We start from the raw sequence: 20480 nt of genomic DNA, 5'->3' as shown, positions 1-20480 counted from the left end.
ACCCGGCTCGCCAGATCAGTCCTGGCCGTACTGACGCACGCAATTGCGTCCCGCATGCTTGGCGGCATAGAGGGCTTCGTCCGCCTGCTTGGCCAGCGCGGGCATCTCCTGGCCGGGCTGCAGCTGCGCCACGCCGGCGCTGAAGGTGCAGCTGAGTTCCTTGGGCGGTGCCGGATAGTGGATCTCGGCGAAGCGCTGGCGGATCTCGTCGATCAGGCGGGTGGCGGTGGCCAGGTCGGTGTCGGGCAGTACGACGGCAAATTCCTCGCCGCCATAACGGCCGATATGGTCGGACTTGCGCAGGCGCTGCTTGAGAAACAGCGCCAGGCTCTTGATCACCCGATCGCCCATGGGGTGGCCGTAGTGGTCGTTGACCTGTTTGAAATGGTCGATGTCCAGCATGGCGAAGGTGATCGGTCGCTGGCTGCGCCGCGCGCGGAAGCAGGCGTCTTCCAGCAATTGCAGGGTATGGGTGTGGTTGTACAGCCCGGTGAGGCTGTCCTGGACGATGCGTGCCTGCAGGCTGCGCGCCCGGGCGGCGCGGGTGCGCACCGTGGCGATCAGGTGGCGCGGCTTGATCGGCTTGGTGAGGAAGTCGTCACCGCCTTCGCTCATGGCATCCAGCTGCTTGTCGAGATCGTCCTCGGCCGACAGATAGATGATGGGCACGCTGACATAGCGCTCGTGCTGGCGGATGACCTTGGCCAGCTCGGTGCCAATGCACTCGGGCATGTACATGTCGAGGATGATCAGATCGGGGGCGAATTCCGCCAGGTGCGCCATCACCGCCCCGGGTTGCATCAGGGTGCGGGTGACGATGCCGGCGCTGTTGAGCGCCATTTCCGTGGCCATGGCCTGGGCGCGGGAATCGTCCACCACCAGGGCGCGGATTGGATCGTAGTAGACGGTGCGGGTGAGGGTCTCGATCTTTTCCAGCAGCCGCGCCGAATCCAGGGTGCCGGTATAGAACTCCTGGCCACCGGCGCGCACCGCCGCCAGGCGAAAGGGCGTATCGGCCTCCTGGTGGCTGTAGAACAGCACCGGCAACTTACGTTCGAGACCGGTCTGGGCCTCCAGCGCCAGCTGGATGCCGGCGCCTGCGCCGCCGAAGTCCACGTCCATGACGATGACCGCCGGATGGCGACTGTCCATCATCGCGCGGAAGTCGTCGGCATGGTGGACGATCTGGATGGTGACGCCGAAGTACTCCATCTGCTGCGCCAGGCGCTCGGCGCGCTCGCTGTCGAGCAGGGCGATGTAGATCGGCTTGCGCAGCGGCGGCAGGCTGGTCGTTTCCAGCTGGTCGCCCTGGCGCAGCCCGGTGCGCGACAGGCTCTGCATGGCCTGGCTGAGTTCGGTGATGGCCTGGCTGTTGAGGCGGCCGCGATTGGCGGCGACCTGGGCCAGGGAAGCGCCGATGGTCTCGGCGAGCTCGGCATGGCCCTGCTGCTCGAAGCGCTTCGCGTATTGCAGCAGGCGCGCATTGGCGTCGGTCAGTTCGGCCAGGCTGCCGGCCGTCCATTCGTCTCGTTGCAGCCGCTGCCAGATCTCCAGCACCTGGCGCGACTGGTGGATGACCCGTTGCGCGAAGTGCAGCTTGAGGCGGTCCCGGCTCGGATCATCTGGTTCGCTCACGAATTGTTCCGTCATTCTTGAGGTGGTGGCCCTATGCTACCAATTGCTGGCTGGCAGGGGAGAGGCGGTACCCTGGTTAGCGGCGGCGATGCCGCTCGCATGGACACTGTCGGTCGCTTCTGGAGTAGCGTTTGTCGCCTGTTACCCTAGGCTCGGAGGCGGCTGCCCAGGTGCATTGCGCCCGAGCGGCCTGCGAGGGCTGCGCAACCGGCGCCGCGGGCAGGGGTCCAAGCGCCGACACCTTTGAAATCATTGCAAGGAATTGCCCATGCGGGAGTGGAACTTGAGATCGGGATGGCTCCGGCTGGTAGCAGCGCTCGTCGCGCTCTACCTGCTGGTCAGCCTGGCGATAGGCTGGTACTGGAGTCGTGAGCCGGATTTCTTCCCGGTGCAGCAGCATGCCCAGGAGGCGGCCACGGCCAGTGGTCGCAAGCTGGTGCTCGGCTACACCACGGTCGAGACCCTCAAGCAGGTGGCCGGCACCCTGCTGGACAAGCCGGGCGGCTATCTCTCCAACGACATCTTCCCGCCGGGCCTCTGGCTCGACGACATGCCGTCCTGGGAATATGGCGTGCTGGTGCAGACCCGTGACCTGGCGCGCGCCCTGCGCAAGGACTTCGCCCGTTCCCAGTCGCAGTCCACCGAAGACGTCGATTTGGCCCAGGCCGAGCCGCGCTTCAACTTCGACAACCACAGCTGGGCCATGCCCTCGTCGGAATCCGAGTACCGCGCCGGCATCGCCTCCCTGGACCGCTACCTGGCGCGCCTGGGTGGCCAGAACGCCCAGGGTCAGCCCGCCGCCTACTTCTATTCGCGCTCGGACAACCTGCGCAACTGGCTGGGCGACGTCGAGACCCGGCTGGGCTCGCTGTCCCAGCGACTCTCCGCCAGCGTCGGTCGCGTACGCCTCGATGCCGAGGTGCGGCCGAACCAGGACATCCCTGCCGGCCAGGTGCCGGAGGTGCATGAGCAGCGCGTCGAGACGCCCTGGCTGCAGATCGACAACGTCTTCTACGAGGCCCGCGGTCAGGCCTGGGCGCTGTCGCACATCCTGCGCGCCATCGAGGTGGACTTCGCCGACACCCTGGCCAAGAAGAACGCCACGGTCAACGTGCGCGAGATCATCCGCGAGCTGGAGGCGGCGCAGCAGCCGGTCTGGAGTCCGATGATCCTCAACGGCAGCGGCTTCGGCATCCTGGCCAACCATTCGCTGGTGATCGCCAACTACATCTCCCGCGCCAACGCCGCCATCATTGATCTGCGCCAGTTGCTGGAACAGGGCTGATGACGCCGGACGCACGCGAGGCGGCGCATCGCGCCGCCTCCGATCGGGAGCTGGTGGTCTGGGTCGATCGCGACGACCGCATCCAGGGTGAGGTGCCACGGGCGGAACTGCGTGCCCGCGGTCTGATCGGCCGCTGCACCTTCATCCTGCTGTTCAATGACGCCGGCGAACTCTGCGTACACCGGCGCACCCTGAGCAAGGCGCTCTATCCCGGCTACTGGGACGTCGCTGCCGGCGGCATGGTGGCGCCGGGCGAGAGCTATGCGCAATCGGCGGCCCGCGAGCTGGCCGAGGAGCTGGGCGTCAGCGGCGTGGCCTTGCGCGAGCACGGCACCTTCTATTTCGAAGAGCCGGGCAATCGCCTCTGGGGCGGCGTGTTCAGCGTGCGCTGGAACGGCCCGCTGCGGCTGCAGCCGGAAGAGGTACTGGAGGCACGCTTTCTGGCGCCGGCCGCCATCCTCGATGAGGCTCGCCGGCGGCCCTATTGCCCGGATTCGCTGGAGGCCCTGCGCCTGGCCGTCAGTCGGTCGGATGTCGCATCCCTGCCTTAATTTCTCGCATTCGCGCCTTAGCATCCGCGGGCGATGCTGCTACATTGCGCGGCCCCGGACTAGCGCGGCGCGTGCCGGCCGGCGCTGCATCCAAGGTTTCCTCCAGGCGCCCGGCGTCTGAATCGAACTGGGAGAACCGTCCCTTGAGCAAGAAAACCTCCTCGCTGTCGGATCTCAGCCGGCTGGTGTATTCCACCGACGTTGGCCGCATTCGTCCGGAAGAACCCCAGGCACCGACCCCGGCCGGTGACGGCATCGCCCGCGTGCGGCGCGAGACCAAGGGCCGCGGCGGCAAGACGGTGACCACGGTCAGCGGCGTCCCCCTGGGCGAGGAAGAGCTCAAGGACCTGGCCAGCGCGCTCAAGCGTCGCTGCGGGACCGGTGGGGCGCTCAAGGATGGCGTCATCGAGATCCAGGGCGATCATGTCGACCTGCTGCTCGGCGAACTCGAAAAGCGCGGCTTCAAGACCAAGCGGTCGGGCGGCTAGGCCAGGCCTTCCAGCCCCCGCGTACAACTTACCGCCCCTGGCGGCGGTCCATCCAAAGCAAGATTCCCTACAGGAGATTCCCGCGAATGTCCCCACGACGCACGCGCAAAGATGACGGCAGCCAGTGGACCGTGGCGGACAGCCGCAGCGTCTATGGTATTCGCCACTGGGGTGCCGGCTACTTCGCCATCAGCGATGCCGGCAACGTCGAAGTCCGCCCCCACGGCCCGGACGGCCAGCCGATCGACCTCCATGTGCTGGTCGGCCAGCTGCGCGAAGCGGGGCTGTCGCTGCCGCTGCTGGTCCGTTTCCCCGATATTCTCCAGGGCCAGGTGCGGCACCTGACCGGCGCTTTCGATCGCAACATCGAACGCCTCGACTACCAGGGCCGCTACACCGCCCTCTATCCGATCAAGGTCAACCAGCAGGAAGCGGTGGTGGAAAACATCATCGCCACTCGCGACGTCTCCATCGGCCTGGAGGCCGGCTCCAAGCCGGAGCTGATGGCGGTGCTGGCGCTGGCGCCCAAGGGCGGTACCATCGTCTGCAATGGCTACAAGGATCGCGAATTCATCCGTCTGGCGCTGATGGGCCAGAAGCTCGGTCACAGCGTCTTCATCGTCATCGAGAAGGAATCCGAGGTCCCGCTGGTGATCGAGGAGGCGGCCGAGCTCAAGGTCACGCCCCAGGTCGGCCTGCGGGTGCGGCTGTCGTCCCTGGCGTCGAGCAAATGGGCCGATACCGGTGGCGAGAAGTCCAAGTTCGGCCTCTCCGCCGCCCAGCTGCTGTCGGTGATCGAACGCTTCCGCGCCGCCGGCCTGGAGCAGGGCGTGCGCCTGCTGCACTTCCACATGGGCTCGCAGATCGCCAACCTGGCCGACTATCGCCAGGGCTTCCGTGAAGCCATCCGCTACTACGCCGAGTTGCGCGCCCTGGGCCTGCCGCTGGATCACATCGACGTGGGCGGCGGCCTGGGCGTGGACTACGACGGTACCCACTCGCGCAACGCCAGCTCGATCAACTACGACATGGACGACTACGCCGGTACCGTGGTCGGCATGCTCAAGGAGTTCTGCGACCAGCAGGAATTGCCGCATCCCAACATCTTCTCGGAAAGCGGCCGCGCCATGACCGCCCACCACGCCATGCTGGTGATGCAGGTCACCGACGTCGAGCGCCACAACGACAGCGTGCCGGCCAGCGAGCGCTTCGAAGGCAAGGCCGAGGTGGTGCAGTGGCTGGCCGAGCTGCTCGGCGACACCGACCCGGAGATGGTCACCGAGACCTATTGGCGCGCCACCCAGTACGTCAGCGAGGCCGCCGCCCAGTATGCCGCCGGCACCCTGAGCCTGAGCGACAAGGCCCTGGCCGAGCAGTGCTACTTCGCCATCTGCCGCCGCCTGTACAACCAGCTCAAGGCGCGCCAGCGCTCCCACCGCCAGGTGCTCGACGAGCTCAACGACAAGCTGGCCGACAAGTACATCTGCAACTTCTCGGTGTTCCAGAGCCTGCCCGACACCTGGGCCATCGACCAGATCCTGCCGATCGTGCCCCTGACCCGCCTGGACGAGGAGCCGGTGCGTCGCGCCGTGCTGCAGGACCTGACCTGTGATTCCGATGGCAAGATCAAGCAGTACGTCGACGAGCAGAGCATCGAGACCAGCCTGCCGGTGCACGAGGTGCGCGAGGGCGAGGACTATCTGCTGGCGGTGTTCCTGGTGGGCGCCTACCAGGAGATCCTTGGCGACATGCACAACCTGTTCGGCGACACCGATTCGGTGAACGTCTACCAGGACGCCGACGGCAGCGTGCGCCACGGTGGCATCGAGACCCACGACACCATCGAGGACATGCTCAGGTACGTGCACCTCTCGCCCGAGGAGCTGATGACCTACTACCGCGACAAGGTCGCCAGTGCGCGTCTCACCGCGCGCGAGCGCACCCAGTTCCTCGACGCCATGCGCCTGGGCCTTACCCGTTCCTCCTACCTCGCCGGCTAAGAAGCCGCTCACGATCTGCTGCGCGTCGGCCAAGCGGCGTTGAAAATGCCTTCGAAATGCTCATTTACTATCTGTAAATTCCGCTTTCTCAGGCATTGTCGTCTTGCTTGGCTCTAGCTCGCGAGATCGTGAACGGCTTCTGACGAAGCGAACCCTGACGGCCGGGCGGGCTCTATAGCCTTGCCGTCAGGATGGAGGAGGCAGGTATGAAGTGGCGTTTGGCGCTGTTGCTGGTGGGCAGCCTGGTATTGGCCGGCTGCGGCAAGGTCAATCAGGAAAACTATTCCCGGCTCAAGGCTGGCCAGACCAAGGCCGAGGTGGAGCAGATCCTGGGTGCACCCACGGAATGCGCAGGCGCCCTGGGCGTCACCACCTGTACCTGGGGCGATCGCGGCTCCTTCATCAGCGTGCAGTATCTCAACGACAAGGTGGCGATGTTCGCCGGGCAGGGTCTGCGATGAAAACCTCTACCAAGATTCTATTGCTGGCGGGCGCCGCCGGGCTGCTCGCGGCCTGTGCCAGTGGCCCGCGCGAGGTCCCGCCGCTCACCGCGGGCAATGTCGATCTGCAGCGCTACCAGGGGCACTGGTACGAAGTGGCGCGGCTGCCGATGTTCTTCCAGCGCAAGTGCGCCCAGTCCGAAGCCAACTATCACGTCATGGCCGATGGCTCGGTTGCCGTGTTCAACCGCTGCCGCACCCTGGACGGCAAGGTGCAGGAAGCCACGGGCACCGCTACCCCGATCAAGCCGGGCGTGACCGATCGTCTCGAAGTGCGCTTCGACACCTGGTTCAGCGGCGTCCTGCCCAACGTGGCCAAGGGACCCTACTGGATCCTCTATGTCGACGACGACTACAAGACCGCCCTGGTCGGCAGTCCGGATCGCAAGTACCTCTGGTTGCTGGCGCGCAAGCCCGAGATCTCCGCGGCGCAGAGCGAGAAGCTGCTGCGCATCGCCCGTGAGAAGGGCTACAACCTCAATCGTCTGGTCTGGCGCGAGACCGATGCCCATATGCCCTAGGCCACAGGAGCTCTCCGTGAAACTCTGGACCGATGCCTTCACCGACAACGGCTTCATGCCCAAGCGCCACGAATTCGACGTGGCCGACTTCGGCGCCCACGGCGACAACATCTCGCCTGCGCTGCAGTGGTCCGACCCGCCGGCTGATACTAAGAGTCTGGCGCTGACCGTCTACGATCCGGATGCCCCCACCGGCAGCGGATTCTGGCATTGGGTGGTGGTCAACATCCCGGTCGGCACCCAGGGCCTGGCGGAAGACGCCGGCCGCGCCGATGGCTCGGGCCTGCCGGCAGGCGCCCTGCAACTGATCAACGACTACGGCACCCGCGGCTTCGGTGGCGCGGCGCCGCCCAAGGGTGACAAGCCGCACCGCTACATCTTCCAGCTGCATGCGCTCAAGGTCGAGCAGCTGCCGGTGCCGGCCGAGGCGACCAATGCGGTCGGCCGCTTCATGATCCACCTCAACCAGCTGGCTGCGGCGACCTACACCGGTCTCTACGAGATCAAGTAGGACAAAGCACGGACGGGCTAGAACTCGTCCGTCGAGGCCGCCAGGCGGATGCCGGCGGCGCGCATCTCGGCCAGGAAGGCTTCACCCTGGGCTTCGAAGCCTGGCACCGAATGACTGCAGTCGGTCAACAGCACCAGGTCCTGGCGCCGCTCCACCGGCCAGAATTCCAGCAGGTCGCGTAGGGTGCTGGCCACGCAATGGGACAGCGCCTCGCCCGCCACTAACAGAGTGTCAGCCGCCTGTAGCCGGGCGATCAGCCCGGCGTCCACGGCGGTGCCCGGGTCCGCCGGGTCCAGCACCTCAGCGCGCAGGGCCGAATAGTGTTCGGTATGGGGATTGCCGCCCTTGGCGATGAACTCCACCAGGCGCCCCTGCTCTCGGCCCCAGGCATTGAGCGCCTGGTGGACATCCTCCTGCACCCCATGGCCCCAGCCGCCTACCAGGCAGTGTTCCGGCCAGATTACCAGGCGATAGCGACCGCCAGCCTCCAGCGCCTGCACATAGGCCAGCGCCCGGGCACGCTCGCTCGGCTCGCGGGTCTGCCAGCGACCATCGGCCACCTCGTCCGCGCTGATCTGAGTAAAGGGCGCCGGTGGCTGCCCGGCGGCGTCCTGCCAGCCGTGCGGATGGGCGATGTGCAGCGGCTGGTGGGAATCCAGGGTGACATGCACCGCGGTGAGCCGAGTCCCGAGGCGCTCGATCAGAGCGGCGACGCGCTGCAGGCCGGCTACCGCGCCGGGTACCGGCAGGGCCGCACCCGGCAGGTCGCAGAAATCGTTTTGCGGATCGATCAGCAGCAACTGCAGCTTGGCGTGGGACATGGCGATCTCCTTGGGCGACTGGCCGTCGATGGTGCGGGTGCCGCTGGACGCGAGGCAAGCCCGGGCAGCGTGGAAACCCGGTAAGGTGCAGGTCTATGATGAAGGGGCCGACCCTGCCCCGCGGAGCGCGACATGCTGAATCTGTACCCGGAAATCAAGCCTTACGCCCGCCACGAGCTGGCCGTCGAAGCCCCCCATGTGCTCTATGTCGATGAGAGTGGCTCGCCCGACGGTCTGCCGGTGCTGTTCATCCATGGCGGACCCGGCTCCGGATGCGATCGCCTGAGCCGGCGTTTCTTCGATCCCAATCTCTACCGCATCGTTACCTTCGATCAGCGTGGCTGCGGTCGCTCCACGCCCTATGCCAGCCTGGAAAACAACAGCACCTGGCACCTGGTCGAGGACATCGAGCGCCTGCGCGAGCACCTGGGCATCGAGCAATGGGTACTGTTCGGCGGCTCCTGGGGATCGACCCTGGCGCTGGCCTATGCCCAGCGCCATCCCGAGCGGGTCCGCGCCATGATCCTGCGCGGCATCTTTCTCTGTCGTCCGGTGGATCTGCACTGGTTCTACCAGGATGGCGCCAGCCGGCTCTTTCCGGATTTCTGGCAGGACTATCTGCACCCCATCGCCGAGGAAGAACGCGGCAATCTCATTCAGGCCTACTACCGGCGCCTGACCGGTCCGGACGAGCTGGCGCAGATGTCCGCCGCCCGTGCCTGGTCGTGCTGGGAAGGCCGCACCGTGACCCTGAGGCCCAATCCCGACGTGCTGGAGAAATTCAGCGAGCACGCCCTGGCCATCGCCCGTATCGAATGCCACTACTTCGTCAACGACGCCTTTCTCGAACCGGACCAGCTCCTGCGCGACATGCCCAGGATCGCCCATATCCCGGCGGTGATCGTGCACGGTCGCTATGACATGGTCTGTCCCCTGGACAATGCCTGGGCCCTGCACCATGCCTGGCCCGGCAGCGAATTGCAGATCATCCGCGATGCCGGCCATGCGGCCAGCGAACCCGGTATCTGTGACGCCCTGGTGCGGGCGACCGACCAAATCGCCCGCCAGCTGCTCGATCTGCCCCAGGAGGCCGAGTGAAGGCGTTGCTGCAACGGGTCGCTCGCGCCAGCGTCGAGGTGGCGGGAGATACGGTCGGCGCCATCGGCCCGGGCCTGCTGGTCCTGGTCGGCATCGAGCCGGCGGATGACGAGGCCGCCTGTGCCCGGATGCTCAAGCGCCTGCTGGAGTACCGGGTGTTCGCCGACGGCGAGCAGCGCATGAATCTGTCGCTGCAGGACGTCGGCGGCGGGCTGCTGCTGGTCTCGCAGTTCACCCTGGCCGCCGATACCCGTAGCGGGCGGCGGCCGAGCTTTTCCACCGCCGCACCGCCGGCTCAGGGCGAACGGCTGTTCGATCACCTGGTGAGCCTCGCCCGTGACCTGCATCCCGAGGTCCAGACCGGTCGTTTCGGCGCCGACATGCAGGTTTCCCTGGTCAACGACGGACCGGTGACATTTTTATTGTCGATTTAGTGAGGGCGCCCCTTACAGCGCCCTGCCAAGTGTCTATGATTGCGCAGTTCGAGTTTGAACGGTCGTCCAACTGGGGAATCATTGACCCTTGCGGGAGTCGGACCTCTGCCTATCCGTTTCGCGACCACCGGTCGCCGAACGTATTCGTACGCTGATTTAGGAGGCTGCGTGTTATCTCATTCCAAAGTTAAGCCGGGCAAGCAGGGCTTCGCCCTGATCGGGCTCTCCGTTGCACTGGGTCTCTTCAGTGCCCAGGCCCTGGCCTTCAGCCTGGACGACGTGGCCGCCAAAGCCAAAGAACTCTCCGGCCAGAAATTCGTCGCGCCCAAGAGCAACCTGCCCGCATCCTTCAGCGGCATGAAGTATGCCGATTATCAGCAGATCACCTTCAATCAGGACAAGGCCTACTGGAAGGATGCCAAGACGCCCTTCCGGCTGAATTTCTATCACGAGGGCATGCACTACAGCGTGCCGGTGAAGATCAACGAGGTCACCGCCAACAACGTCGAAGAGATTAAATACGATCCCTCGATGTTCAACTTCGGCAATCTGCAGATCGATCAGGCCCAGCTCAAGGATCTCGGCTTCGCCGGATTCAAGGTGCTCTATCCGCTGAACAAGGCGGACAAGCATGACGAGCTGATGACCATGCTCGGCGCCAGCTATTTCCGCGTGATCGGCAAGAACCAGGTCTATGGCCTGTCCGCCCGTGGCCTGGCCATCGACACCGCCCTGCCGTCCGGCGAGGAATTCCCGCGCTTCACCGAATTCTGGGTCGAACAGCCCCAGTCGGATCGTCGCAACCTGGTGATCTATGCACTGCTCGATTCGCCGCGGGCCACCGGTGCCTATCGCTTCGTGCTGACGCCTGGCAAGGACAGCACCGTCGACGTCGAAGCCAAGGTGTTCCTGCGCGACAACGTCAACAAGCTCGGCATCGCGCCGCTGACCAGCATGTACCTGTTCGGCCCCAACCAGCCGAGCGCCCAGGTCAACTATCGTCCGGCCCTGCACGACTCCAACGGCCTGGCCATCCATGCCGGCAACGGCGAGTGGCTGTGGCGCCCGCTGAACAATCCGCGCCGGCTGTCGGTCAGCACCTACACCATCGAGAATCCGCGCGGTTTCGGTCTGCTGCAGCGGGGTCACGAGTTCTACAAGTACCAGGACCTGGACGAGCGTTATGACAAGCGTCCCAGCGGCTGGGTAGAGCCCAAGGGCGACTGGGGCAAGGGGCACGTCGAGCTGGTGGAAATCCCCACCCCGGACGAGACCAACGACAACATCGTGGCCTTCTGGACGCCGGATACCCTGCCGGAGAAGGGCCAGCCGATCGATGTCAGCTATCGCCTGCACTTCACCACCGACGAACCCAACCTGCACACCAAGGACCTGGCCTGGGTCGCCCAGACCCGCCTGTCCACCGGCGACGTGCGTCAATCCAACCTGGTGCGCCAGACCGATGGCAGCCTGGCCTACATCATCGACTTCGAAGGGCCGAATCTCGACGATCTGCCCGAGGATTCGCAGGTCGGCTCCCAGGTCAGCCTGGACGCCAACGGTGAACTGGTCGAGAACTCTGTGCGCTACAACCCGGTTACCAAAGGCTATCGCCTGACCCTGAGACTCAAGGTCAAGGATCAGACCAAGCCGGTGGAAATGCGCGCCAACCTCGCCCAGGGTGACAAACCGCTCAGCGAAACCTGGACTTACCAGCTACCTGCCAATGAATAACACCACCCGCGATACCTCGGTCGCCGCTGCTGGCGACTACCTCGAACACCTGCCGTTGCCCGCCGGGCAACGGCAGGTGCTGGACCAGACCGCTGACGTCGAGTCGCTGCACCGGCAACTGGCCGGTGCCCGCGGCGAAGGTGCCCAAGGCGCCAACGCGGTGATCGCTTCCACCGAGGCACGCCTGGCCGCCGGTTGGGACGATACCCTGGACGATGGCGAGCTGCTGGGCAGCGATGCCCAGGGTCGGGTGTTCATCAAGGCCACCCCGCCCATGACCCGCTCCATGATGGTGCCCGATCCCTGGCGCACCAATCCCGTGGCGCGGAGCTGGAAGCGCCTGCTCGGCCGCAAGGACCACAGTCGCTGGCAACCCGATCCGGAAGCCGATGCCCATGCGCACTGGCGCAAGGTAGGGTCCTTCCGGCGCTTCATCCTGCTGATCCTGATGCTGGTACAGACCGGCATCGCCACCTGGTACATGAAGGCCGTGCTGCCCTATCAGGGCTGGGCGCTGGTCGATCTCAGCGAGATCTACAGTCAGGGCTGGGGCGAATCCATTCGCCAGGTGCTGCCCTATGTGGTGCAGACCAGCATCCTGCTGCTCTTCGCCTTGCTGTTCTGTTGGGTGTCCGCCGGTTTCTGGACCGCCCTGATGGGCTTCTGGCAACTGCTCAGCGGGCGCGACAAGTACAGCATCTCGGCCAGCTCCACCGGTACCGAGCCGATCGATCCCCAATCGCGTACCGCCCTGGTGATGCCCATCGCCAACGAAGACGTTCCGCGGGTGTTCGCCGGTCTGAGAGCCACCTACGAGTCGGTCCGTGCCAGTGGCGAGCTGGAGCACTTCGACTTCTTCATCCTCAGCGACAGCAACGATCCGGACAAGTGCGTGGCCGAAGAGAAGGCCTGGCTGGAGCTGTGCCGCGAGGTCGGTGGCTTCGGCCACATCTTCTATCGCCGCCGTCGGCGTCGGGTGAAGCGCAAGAGCGGCAACATCGACGACTTCTGCCGTCGCTGGGGCAGCCAATACAAGTACATGGTGGTGCTCGACGCCGACAGCGTGATGAGCGGCGAGTGCCTGGCCAGTCTGGTCCGGCTGATGGAAGCCAATCCCCGTGCCGGCATCATCCAGACCGCGCCCAAGGCGTCCGGCATGGATACCCTGTACGCGCGCCTGCAGCAGTTCGCCACCCGGGTTTACGGACCGCTGTTCACCGCCGGCCTGCATTTCTGGCAGTTGGGTGAATCCCACTACTGGGGTCACAACGCGATCATCCGGGTCAAGCCGTTCATCGACCATTGTGCCCTGGCTCCGTTGCCGGGCACGGGCTCCTTCGCCGGCGCGATTCTCTCCCACGACTTCGTCGAAGCCGCGCTGATGCGCCGTTCCGGCTGGGGCGTGTGGATCGCCTACGACCTGCCGGGCAGCTACGAAGAATTGCCGCCCAACCTGCTGGACGAACTCAAGCGCGACCGCCGCTGGTGCCATGGCAACCTGATGAACTTCCGGCTGTTCCTGGTCAAGGGCATGCACCCGGTGCACCGTGCGGTGTTCCTGACCGGGGTGATGTCCTACCTGTCGGCGCCGCTGTGGTTCCTCTTCCTGGTGCTGTCCACGGCGCTGCTGGCGATCCACAAGCTGCTGGAGCCCCAGTACTTCTTCCAGCCACGGCAGCTGTTCCCGGTCTGGCCCCAGTGGCATCCGGAGCAGGCCATCGCGCTGTTCTCCACCACCCTGATCCTGCTGTTCCTGCCCAAGCTGCTCAGCGTGGTGCTGATCATCGCCAAGGGCGCCAAGGAATTCGGCGGGGGACTGCGGCTGTTCCTCTCCATGATGCTGGAAATGCTCTTCTCGGTGCTGCTGGCACCGGTGCGGATGCTGTTCCACACGGTGTTCGTGACCGCCGCCTTCCTCGGCTGGTCGGTGCAGTGGAATTCGCCTCAGCGTGACGACAACGACACGCCCTGGAGCGAAGCCTTCCGCCGTCATGGTTCACAGATGCTGCTCGGTCTGATCTGGACCGCCGGCGTGGCCTGGCTGGACCCGCGTTTCCTCTGGTGGCTGTCGCCCATCGTGGTGTCGCTGATCCTGTCGGCGCCGGTGTCGGTGATTTCCAGCCGTACCAACCTGGGGCTGGGCAGTCGCCGGCATCACCTGTTCCTGATCCCGGAAGAGTACGCGCCGCCGCGCGAGCTGGTGGCGACCGACGAGTACCTGCATTTGAACAACCGCAACGCCCTGACCAAGGGCTTCCTGCGCGCGACTGTCGATCCGGTGCTCAATGCCCTGGCCATCGGCATGGCCCGCGGTCGCCACGGCAAGGTGGTGGAGCCGGCCCGCCGGCTGCGCGAAGAGCGGGTGGCGCGGGTCCTGGCCGCTGGTCCGGAGAAGACCAAGGGCGACGACCAATGGCGCCTGCTCAGCGATCCAGACGGCATGGCGCAACTGCACCTGCAGGTCTGGAAAGCCGAGGAGCATCGCAACTGGCGCGAGGCCTATGCGACCCTGCGACTGCGCTCCCATAGCGATTCGGCGACGGATGCCTTGGGCGATTCCGCCAACCTGAGCCCGCGGCCCGCGTCCTGAGGACGCGGTTCGCCGCCAGAAAAAAGCCCCGGTGTCGCCAGACACCGGGGCTTTTTTCTTTTCAGCGGCCGTTCTAGAAGAGACGGGCGATAAGGGCAGGTACGGCGTTCTCGACTCGCAGGATGCGCTCACCCAGCTGCACGGGTGCAAGGCCGGCCTCCTGTAGCTTTTCGACCTCGTAGGGGATCCAGCCGCCCTCGGGACCGATCGCCAGCGTCACGGGTTCGTCGAGGGCGCGGGGGCAGGCGGGATAGCTACCCGGATGGCCGACTAGGCCGCGGGTGCCGGCTGCCAGTGCAGGCAGGCGATCCTCGACGAAAGGCTTGAATCTCTTTTCGATCAGCACCTCCGGCAGCACCGTGTCCCGCGCCTGTTCCAGCCCCAGGCGCAGTTGCTCTTCGATGACCTTGGGTTCCAGGAACGGGGTCTGCCAGAAGCTCTTTTCCACCCGATAGCTGTTGAGCAGCACCAGGCGCGCGACGCCCATGGCGGACACGGTCTGCAGCACCCGGCGCAGCATCTTGGGGCGGGGCAGGGCGAGTAGCAGGGTGAGCGGCAGCTTGGCCGGTGGCGACTGGTCGAGGGTGACGTTCAGACAGGCCTGACCGGCATCGAGGGACTCGAGGTGGCCGGTACCCATCAGGCCATTCAGCAGGCCGACGCGCATCCGGTCTCCTGCGACCGCCTGGTGTACCTCACGTAAGTGGGCGAGACGACGCGGATCGCGCAGCACGACCCGGTCGGCGGCCGTGAAGTCGGCCGCCTCGAGCAGGATCAGATTCACGGGCGTTCGGCGGGCGGCTGGGCTTCGGGACTGGCGTCTTCGTCGGCCAGCGGACGCTCGCGCTTCTGCACGAAGCGACCGAACAACAGGCCGATCTCGAACAGCAGCCACATGGGCACGGCCAGCATGGTCTGGGAGAAGACATCCGGCGGCGTCAGAATCATGCCGACCACGAAGCAGCCGATGATGACGTAGGGGCGGATCTTCTTCAGGTAGGCCACGTCGACCACGCCGATCCAGATCAGCAGCACGGTGGCCACGGGAATCTCGAAGGCTACGCCGAAGGCGAAGAACAGCGTCAGGATGAAATCCAGATAGGCGTTCAGGTCCGGCATCATCATGGCGCCTTCCGGCGTGATGCTGCTGAAGAAGTGGAAGATGATCGGGAACACCAGGAAGTAGGCGAAGGCCATGCCGGCGTAGAACAGCACGATGCTGGAGATCAGCAGCGGGATGGCGACCTTCTTCTCGTGGCGATAGAGTCCGGGCGCGACGAAGCCCCAGACCTGGTGCAGGATCACCGGCATGGCGATGAACAGCGACACCACCAGGGTCAGCTTGAAGGGCGCCAGGAACGGCGAGGTGACGTCCGTGGAGATCATGGTCGCGCCTTCGGGAAGGACGCGGCGGATCGGCTCGGAGGCGAAGGCATAGATCTTCTGGGCGAAGTAGAACAGCCCGAGAAAGATCAGAAAGGTCGCCAGCACGCATCTCAGGATGCGGGTACGCAATTCGGTGAGGTGCGAGACCAGGGGCATTTCCTGGTCATCGTGTTCGGAGGGCTTGTCGCTCATGGTGCTCTTGGCGGCGTCTGGGGCGGATCCTGCGGGCGTTCGGCAACCACGTCCTGGGGCATGGGCGGAGCAACGGCGGCCGGTGGGGTCTGGGCTTCCGGGGTGGAGGCGGCAGGCTTGGGCCGGTTGTCGCGCTGTTCCATGGACAGGATATGCTCGTTGCGCAGCTGCTGGCGAATTTCGTCAGCGCCGATTTCGCGCTCCACTTCCTGGCGGATGCTGTTGAAGCTGCGCCTCAGGCGACCGATCCACAGACCCGCGGTGCGCGCGGCACCGGGCAGGCGTTCCGGGCCCAGCACCAGCAGGGCGACGAACCCCACCAGCATCATTTCGGGAAAGCTGATTCCGAACATGGCGGGGCCTTAGTCCTTGCGCACCACCGGCTCTTCGACCTTGCGGTGCTCGGCATCGAAGGTCTGGGGACGATTCAGGGGCGCGTTCGGGTTGGCCGTGCTGGCGGTGGGCGCCGGCTGTTCGGCCTTGTCGTCCTCGTCGGTGTGCATGGCCTTGCGGAAGCCCTTGATGGCCTCGCCCACGTCGGAGCCCAGATGCTTCAGGCGTTTGGTGCCAAAGACGATCACCACGACGAGCAGGATGACGATCCAGTGTTTCCAGTCGAAGATACCCATGGTCTTTCCTCGTTGCGAAGCTTGGGGTCAGGATTGAGTGCGGGCGGCCTTTTCGGCGTGCCCGGAGAGGCCGAAACGACGATCCAGCTCGTCCAGCACGGCCTGAGGATGCTGGCCCAGGGCCGAGAGCATGATCAGGCTATGGAACCAGAGGTCGGCGGTCTCGTAGATGACGTCGTCGTATTGCTGGCTGATGGCGGCGTCCTTGGCGGCGAGAATGGTCTCGACGCTCTCTTCGCCGACCTTTTCCAGGATCTTGTTCAGACCCTTGTGGTAGAGGCTGGCCACATAGGAGGAGTCCGGGGCGGCCTGCTTGCGTTCTTCCAGCACCTGCGCCAGGCGCGCGAGGGTGTCAGTCATGGCCGTGCCCTCCGGCATAGATGGCGCTGGGGTCCTTGACCACCGGATCGACGGTCTCCCACTGGCCGTCGCGCAACACGCGATAGAAGCAGCTTTCCCGGCCGGTATGGCAGGCGATGCCACCGAGCTGTTCCACCTGCAGTACCACCACGTCGGCATCGCAATCCAGGCGCAGCTCGAGAACGCGCTGCACATGCCCGGATTCCTCGCCCTTGCGCCACAGCCGGTTGCGCGAACGCGACCAGTAGACCGCACGGCCTTCGGCGGCAGTCAGGGCCAGGGATTCGCGGTTCATCCAGGCCATCATCAGGATACGCCCCGTGGCGGGGTCCTGGGCAATGGCCGGTACCAGGCCGTCGCTGTTCCAGTGGATCTCGTCTAACCAGTCGCTCATGAGTCTGTTCAATACTACGAATTAGGGTACTTGGCTCTGTCCGAAAAATGCATGCGCTCGGTCATGCGGCGTTAAAAATCCGTTCGGAATGCTCATTTACCGTTCGTAAACTCCGCTTCCTCACGGATTTTTGCCTTGCCTGACCTTCGCTCGGCGACTTTTCAAACAGGCCCTAGCCTCGCACAAGACGCAACTCGAATACAGCGGCAGGGCACCAGTGGCTGAGGGCGTGTATTTCGCCCGATAAAAATGACAGGACGGTTACAGCTTAAGGAGTTCAGCGCCTGATCACCAGAACCAGGCCACCGACCAGCATGGCCCAGGCGGGCCAGGCATGGGGCTGGGGTTCGAGGCCCAATTGGGCGGCACCGACCAGCAGGACCGCGCCGATGACCCGCACGATCCAGTCGTCGTTGCGTCTGCCCCAGGGGTTGGGTGGATCCTTGCGATGCGGCTGGGTGATGCGTTCCAGGGTATCGCGGGCCATCTGCGCCAGATGCGGGATCTGTTCCAGTTGCTGCTGGATGTTGCGGGCGACCTGCGGCGGACTCAGCCGCTTGCGCATCCACTTTTCCAGATAGGGCTTGGCGGTGGACCAGAGGTCCAGGTCCGGATAGAGCTGGCGACCCAGCCCTTCGATGTTGAGCAGGGTCTTCTGCAGCAGCACCAGTTGCGGCTGGATCTCCATGTTGAAACGGCGCGCCACCTGGAACAGCCGCAGCAGCAGCTGGCCGAAGGAGATGTCCTTGAGCGGCTTCTCGAAGATCGGCTCGCAAACGGTGCGGATGGCCGCTTCCAGTTCGTTGACCTGGGTGTTGGCCGGTACCCAGCCGGAGTCGATGTGCAGCTGGGCGACCTTGCGGTAGTCGCGCTGGAAGAAGGCCCAGAGGTTGCGCGCCAGGTAGTCCTGGTCCTCAGGGGTCAGGCTGCCGATGATGCCGCAGTCCACGGCGATGTAGAGCGGATCCCAGGGCTTGGCGGTGCTGACGAAGATGTTGCCCGGGTGCATGTCGGCGTGAAAGAAGCTGTCGCGGAACACCTGGGTGAAGAAGATCTCCACGCCGCGCTCGGCCAGCAGCTTGAAGTCCGTGCCCTGGTCGCGCAGGGCGGCCAGATCGGTCACCGGGATGCCGTAGATGCGCTCCATGACCAGCACCCGCTCGCGGCACCAGTCCCAGTACACCTGGGGCACGTAGAGGCGCTCGGAACCCTCGAAATTGCGTCTGAGCTGGCTGGAGTTGGCCGCCTCGCGCAGGAGGTCCAGTTCGTCGTAGATGGTCTTCTCGTAGTCGCTGACCACGTCCATCGGATGCAGGCGGCGGGCTTCGGCGGAGAGCTTTTCAGCGGTGCGCGCCAGCAGGAACAGCCAGGCGATGTCCTGGCTGATGATGTTCTTCAACCCGGGCCGCACCACCTTGACCACCACTTCCTCGCCGGTGCGCAACTGGGCGGCATGGACCTGGGCCACCGAGGCCGAGGCCAGCGGCTGGTGATCGAAGCGGGCGAAGGCCTGCTTGATGGGTACGCCAAGCTGGGACTCGATGAGCGCCACGGCCTTTTCCGGCGGAAAGGGCGGGACCTTGTCCTGCAGGAACATCAGTTCGTCGGCGATATCCTCGGGCATGAGATCGCGCCGGGTGGAGAGGATCTGGCCGAACTTGACGAACACTGGGCCCAGACCTTCCAGCGCCAGGCGCAGGCGGGCACCGCGCGGCAGGGTCTTGCTCGGCCGCGGCAGCCAGCGCCAGGGCAGCACGTAGCGGGTGGCGCGCAGGTACCAGGGCAGCGGCAGGGCGTAGACGATGTCGTCCAGCCGATAGCGGATCACCACGAAGAAGATCCGCAACAGGCGGTTGAGGGCAGCGAACAGCTTCATTCGTCGGGGTTATCCCTGGCGTTGCGGGCGGTGCCCAGGCGGGCGAGGCGGGCGTCGAGACGATCCACGTCCAGGCGCAGGGCATCGATCTCGGCGAAGCGGGCCTCGCCTTCCAGGCGGCCGACCAGCTGACGACTCTCCTCGTTCAGCCAGTTGGACAGCGTCAGCTGCAGACTGTCACGCGTCTGTTCGCCGAGTGCCTGGCTGCGTCGGGCCAGATCACCCAGGAGTGCGGCTGGCAGCGGGCCGAGCCAGCGACTGACTTCGTGCTGCCAGTCCAGCTCCAGCTTCTGCAGGATGTCGGACAGTTCGATCAGCAGGGCGCTGTCGCCCTCCAGGCGCACGTCCGGCTGGTGCAGCACGCGTTGCTTGTCGCGGGCCAGAGCCAGTTCAGCGAGGCGCGTCGCCGGGGCGCTCAGGGTGCAGTCGATGTCGCCCTCGTGATGGGCGGCGAAGTGCAGGCCGTCACCCGCGGGCAGGATGTACAGGCGTAGCGCCGGTTGCCGGGTCTGGACCGCGATCACCCGTCCGGTCAGGCCGGCCAGGCGCGGCAAGGCCACCGGATCGAGCGCCAGCAGCGGATTCAGGCCACGCTCCAGTGCGGCCAGCAACGCCTGGGTGACGAGGGCCATCAGGGCTTGATGCCGCGATGCAGGGCGACCACGCCGCCGGTCATGTTATGGAAGGTGACCCGGGCGAAGCCGGTCTCTTCCATCATGGCCTTGAGGGTCTGCTGATCGGGGTGCATGCGGATCGATTCGGCCAGGTAGCGGTAGCTCTCGGCATCGCCGGCCACCAGCTTGCCCATCAGCGGCAGGAAGCCGAAGGAGTAGGCGTCATAGGCCTTGGACACCAGCGGGTTGGTGGGCTTGGAGAATTCCAGCACCAGCAGCCGGCCACCGGGTTTGAGCACGCGCAGCATCGAGGCCAGGGCCTGGTCCTTGTGGGTGACGTTGCGCAGGCCGAAGGCGATGGTGATGCAGTCGAAATGGTTGTCGGGGAAGGGTAGCTTCTCGGCATCCGCCTGGACGAAGCGCACATTGCTGGCGACGCCTTCGTCGAGCAGGCGATCGCGGCCGACCCGTAGCATGGAGTCATTGATGTCGGCCAGGACCACCTCGCCGGTGGGGCCGACCAGACGGGCGAACTGCTTGGTCAGGTCGCCGGTGCCGCCAGCGATGTCCAGTACGCGGTTGCCGCGGCGCACGCCGGACAGTTCGATGGTGAATCTCTTCCACAGCCGGTGGATGCCCGCCGACATCAGGTCGTTCATCACATCGTACTTGGCCGCCACCGAATGGAAGACCTCCGCGACCTTGTAAGCCTTCTGGCTCTCCGGGACGCTCTGGTAGCCGAAGTGGGTCTGGGATTCGGCCTCGGGGCCTTTGCGCGGATCGCTCATGGGGCTACACCTGGGACAGGGACAAGAGGGCATTCTAGCAGGCCGATCGCCCGGGATGTCCGGCTAAAACGGG

The 20480-nt window shown here is 65.4% G+C and carries 22 protein-coding genes; 11 read left to right on the top strand and 11 right to left on the bottom strand.

The features are described from left to right. Positions 1-15: 15 nt before the first annotated feature. A complete protein-coding gene (locus AX284_RS09840; protein WP_068384974.1) occupies positions 16-1635 on the bottom strand; it encodes a response regulator in 1620 nt (539 codons plus the stop codon). 268 nt (positions 1636-1903) lie between these two features. On the opposite strand from AX284_RS09840, the gene AX284_RS09835 reads away from it, so the two are divergent. From AX284_RS09835 to AX284_RS09805, 7 genes are all read left to right on the top strand, one after another. Further along, on the top strand, positions 1904-2920 hold the full coding sequence (locus tag AX284_RS09835; protein ID WP_064309283.1) for a DUF2333 family protein: 1017 nt from the start codon (positions 1904-1906) through the stop codon (positions 2918-2920). Then, the gene (locus AX284_RS09830) at positions 2920-3471 is read left to right on the top strand and encodes an NUDIX hydrolase (protein WP_068384971.1); all 552 of its coding nucleotides are present in this window, start codon (positions 2920-2922) and stop codon (positions 3469-3471) included. Before AX284_RS09835 ends, AX284_RS09830 begins: the two co-directional genes overlap by 1 nt. Before the next feature lie 143 nt (positions 3472-3614). Further along, positions 3615-3959 (top strand): translation initiation factor Sui1, encoded by a 345-nt coding sequence (locus tag AX284_RS09825; protein WP_017641051.1) that lies wholly within the window; start codon positions 3615-3617, stop codon positions 3957-3959. 86 nt (positions 3960-4045) lie between these two features. Further along, the gene (gene speA / locus AX284_RS09820) at positions 4046-5959 is read left to right on the top strand and encodes an arginine decarboxylase (RefSeq protein ID WP_007161593.1); all 1914 of its coding nucleotides are present in this window, start codon (positions 4046-4048) and stop codon (positions 5957-5959) included. Positions 5960-6165: 206 nt separating this feature from the next. Beyond that, the gene (locus tag AX284_RS09815; RefSeq protein ID WP_064309282.1) at positions 6166-6420 is read left to right on the top strand and encodes a hypothetical protein; all 255 of its coding nucleotides are present in this window, start codon (positions 6166-6168) and stop codon (positions 6418-6420) included. Next, positions 6417-6980 carry a lipocalin family protein gene (locus tag AX284_RS09810; RefSeq protein ID WP_068384968.1) on the top strand — a complete coding sequence of 188 codons (564 nt, stop codon included), beginning with the start codon at positions 6417-6419 and terminating at the stop codon, positions 6978-6980. Before AX284_RS09815 ends, AX284_RS09810 begins: the two co-directional genes overlap by 4 nt. 16 nt (positions 6981-6996) lie before the next feature. Then, positions 6997-7491 carry a YbhB/YbcL family Raf kinase inhibitor-like protein gene (locus AX284_RS09805; RefSeq protein ID WP_082731540.1) on the top strand — a complete coding sequence of 165 codons (495 nt, stop codon included), beginning with the start codon at positions 6997-6999 and terminating at the stop codon, positions 7489-7491. 17 nt (positions 7492-7508) lie between these two features. On the opposite strand, the gene AX284_RS09800 is transcribed toward AX284_RS09805, so the two are convergent. Then, positions 7509-8312 carry a hypothetical protein gene (locus AX284_RS09800; protein WP_068384962.1) on the bottom strand — a complete coding sequence of 268 codons (804 nt, stop codon included), beginning with the start codon at positions 8310-8312 and terminating at the stop codon, positions 7509-7511. Positions 8313-8444: 132 nt separating this feature from the next. Here AX284_RS09800 and pip point away from each other — a divergent pair, with 132 nt between their 5' ends. The 4 genes from pip (at position 8445) to mdoH (ending at position 14168) form a co-directional block, all read left to right on the top strand. Next, complete coding sequence (pip, locus tag AX284_RS09795; protein ID WP_068384959.1) at positions 8445-9410, top strand: prolyl aminopeptidase; 966 nt, start codon at positions 8445-8447, stop codon at positions 9408-9410. After that, positions 9407-9844, top strand: coding sequence for a D-aminoacyl-tRNA deacylase (gene dtd / locus AX284_RS09790; RefSeq protein ID WP_068384956.1), 438 nt, complete (start codon positions 9407-9409; stop codon positions 9842-9844). The genes pip and dtd overlap by 4 nt, the downstream gene beginning before the upstream one ends. A gap of 213 nt (positions 9845-10057) precedes the next feature. After that, on the top strand, positions 10058-11578 hold the full coding sequence (locus AX284_RS09785) for a glucan biosynthesis protein G (RefSeq protein ID WP_178121676.1): 1521 nt from the start codon (positions 10058-10060) through the stop codon (positions 11576-11578). Further along, the gene (gene mdoH, locus AX284_RS09780; RefSeq protein WP_068384951.1) at positions 11571-14168 is read left to right on the top strand and encodes a glucans biosynthesis glucosyltransferase MdoH; all 2598 of its coding nucleotides are present in this window, start codon (positions 11571-11573) and stop codon (positions 14166-14168) included. Before AX284_RS09785 ends, mdoH begins: the two co-directional genes overlap by 8 nt. A gap of 73 nt (positions 14169-14241) precedes the next feature. On the opposite strand, the gene AX284_RS09775 is transcribed toward mdoH, so the two are convergent. From AX284_RS09775 to ubiE, 9 genes are all read right to left on the bottom strand, one after another. Then, positions 14242-14952, bottom strand: coding sequence for a 16S rRNA (uracil(1498)-N(3))-methyltransferase (locus tag AX284_RS09775; RefSeq protein ID WP_068384949.1), 711 nt, complete (start codon positions 14950-14952; stop codon positions 14242-14244). Then, entirely contained in the window at positions 14949-15746 is a 798-nt protein-coding gene (gene tatC / locus AX284_RS09770; protein ID WP_064309274.1) for a twin-arginine translocase subunit TatC, read from the bottom strand. Before tatC ends, AX284_RS09775 begins: the two co-directional genes overlap by 4 nt. Then, a complete protein-coding gene (tatB, locus tag AX284_RS09765) occupies positions 15743-16099 on the bottom strand; it encodes a Sec-independent protein translocase protein TatB (protein ID WP_007161604.1) in 357 nt (118 codons plus the stop codon). Before tatB ends, tatC begins: the two co-directional genes overlap by 4 nt. Positions 16100-16108: 9 nt before the next feature. After that, on the bottom strand, positions 16109-16375 hold the full coding sequence (locus AX284_RS09760; RefSeq protein ID WP_007161605.1) for a twin-arginine translocase TatA/TatE family subunit: 267 nt from the start codon (positions 16373-16375) through the stop codon (positions 16109-16111). A 27-nt stretch (positions 16376-16402) separates the two neighbouring features. Continuing rightward, positions 16403-16735: a phosphoribosyl-ATP diphosphatase gene (locus tag AX284_RS09755; RefSeq protein ID WP_007161606.1), complete on the bottom strand. Its 333-nt coding sequence runs from the start codon at positions 16733-16735 to the stop codon at positions 16403-16405. Continuing rightward, positions 16728-17129, bottom strand: a complete 402-nt coding sequence (hisI, locus tag AX284_RS09750; protein WP_068384947.1) for a phosphoribosyl-AMP cyclohydrolase — start codon at positions 17127-17129, stop codon at positions 16728-16730. Before hisI ends, AX284_RS09755 begins: the two co-directional genes overlap by 8 nt. 277 nt (positions 17130-17406) lie before the next feature. Beyond that, positions 17407-19005: a ubiquinone biosynthesis regulatory protein kinase UbiB gene (gene ubiB, locus AX284_RS09745; RefSeq protein WP_017641040.1), complete on the bottom strand. Its 1599-nt coding sequence runs from the start codon at positions 19003-19005 to the stop codon at positions 17407-17409. Next, positions 19002-19637 carry a ubiquinone biosynthesis accessory factor UbiJ gene (locus AX284_RS09740; protein ID WP_017641039.1) on the bottom strand — a complete coding sequence of 212 codons (636 nt, stop codon included), beginning with the start codon at positions 19635-19637 and terminating at the stop codon, positions 19002-19004. Before AX284_RS09740 ends, ubiB begins: the two co-directional genes overlap by 4 nt. After that, entirely contained in the window at positions 19637-20407 is a 771-nt protein-coding gene (ubiE, locus tag AX284_RS09735) for a bifunctional demethylmenaquinone methyltransferase/2-methoxy-6-polyprenyl-1,4-benzoquinol methylase UbiE (protein WP_017641038.1), read from the bottom strand. The genes AX284_RS09740 and ubiE overlap by 1 nt, the downstream gene beginning before the upstream one ends. Positions 20408-20480 lie beyond the last annotated feature (73 nt).

The organism is Pseudomonas sp. HUK17 (assembly GCF_001566765.1).
Note: the sequence above shows the minus strand (reverse complement) of the source record. Positions and strands in the feature narration are given on the sequence as shown.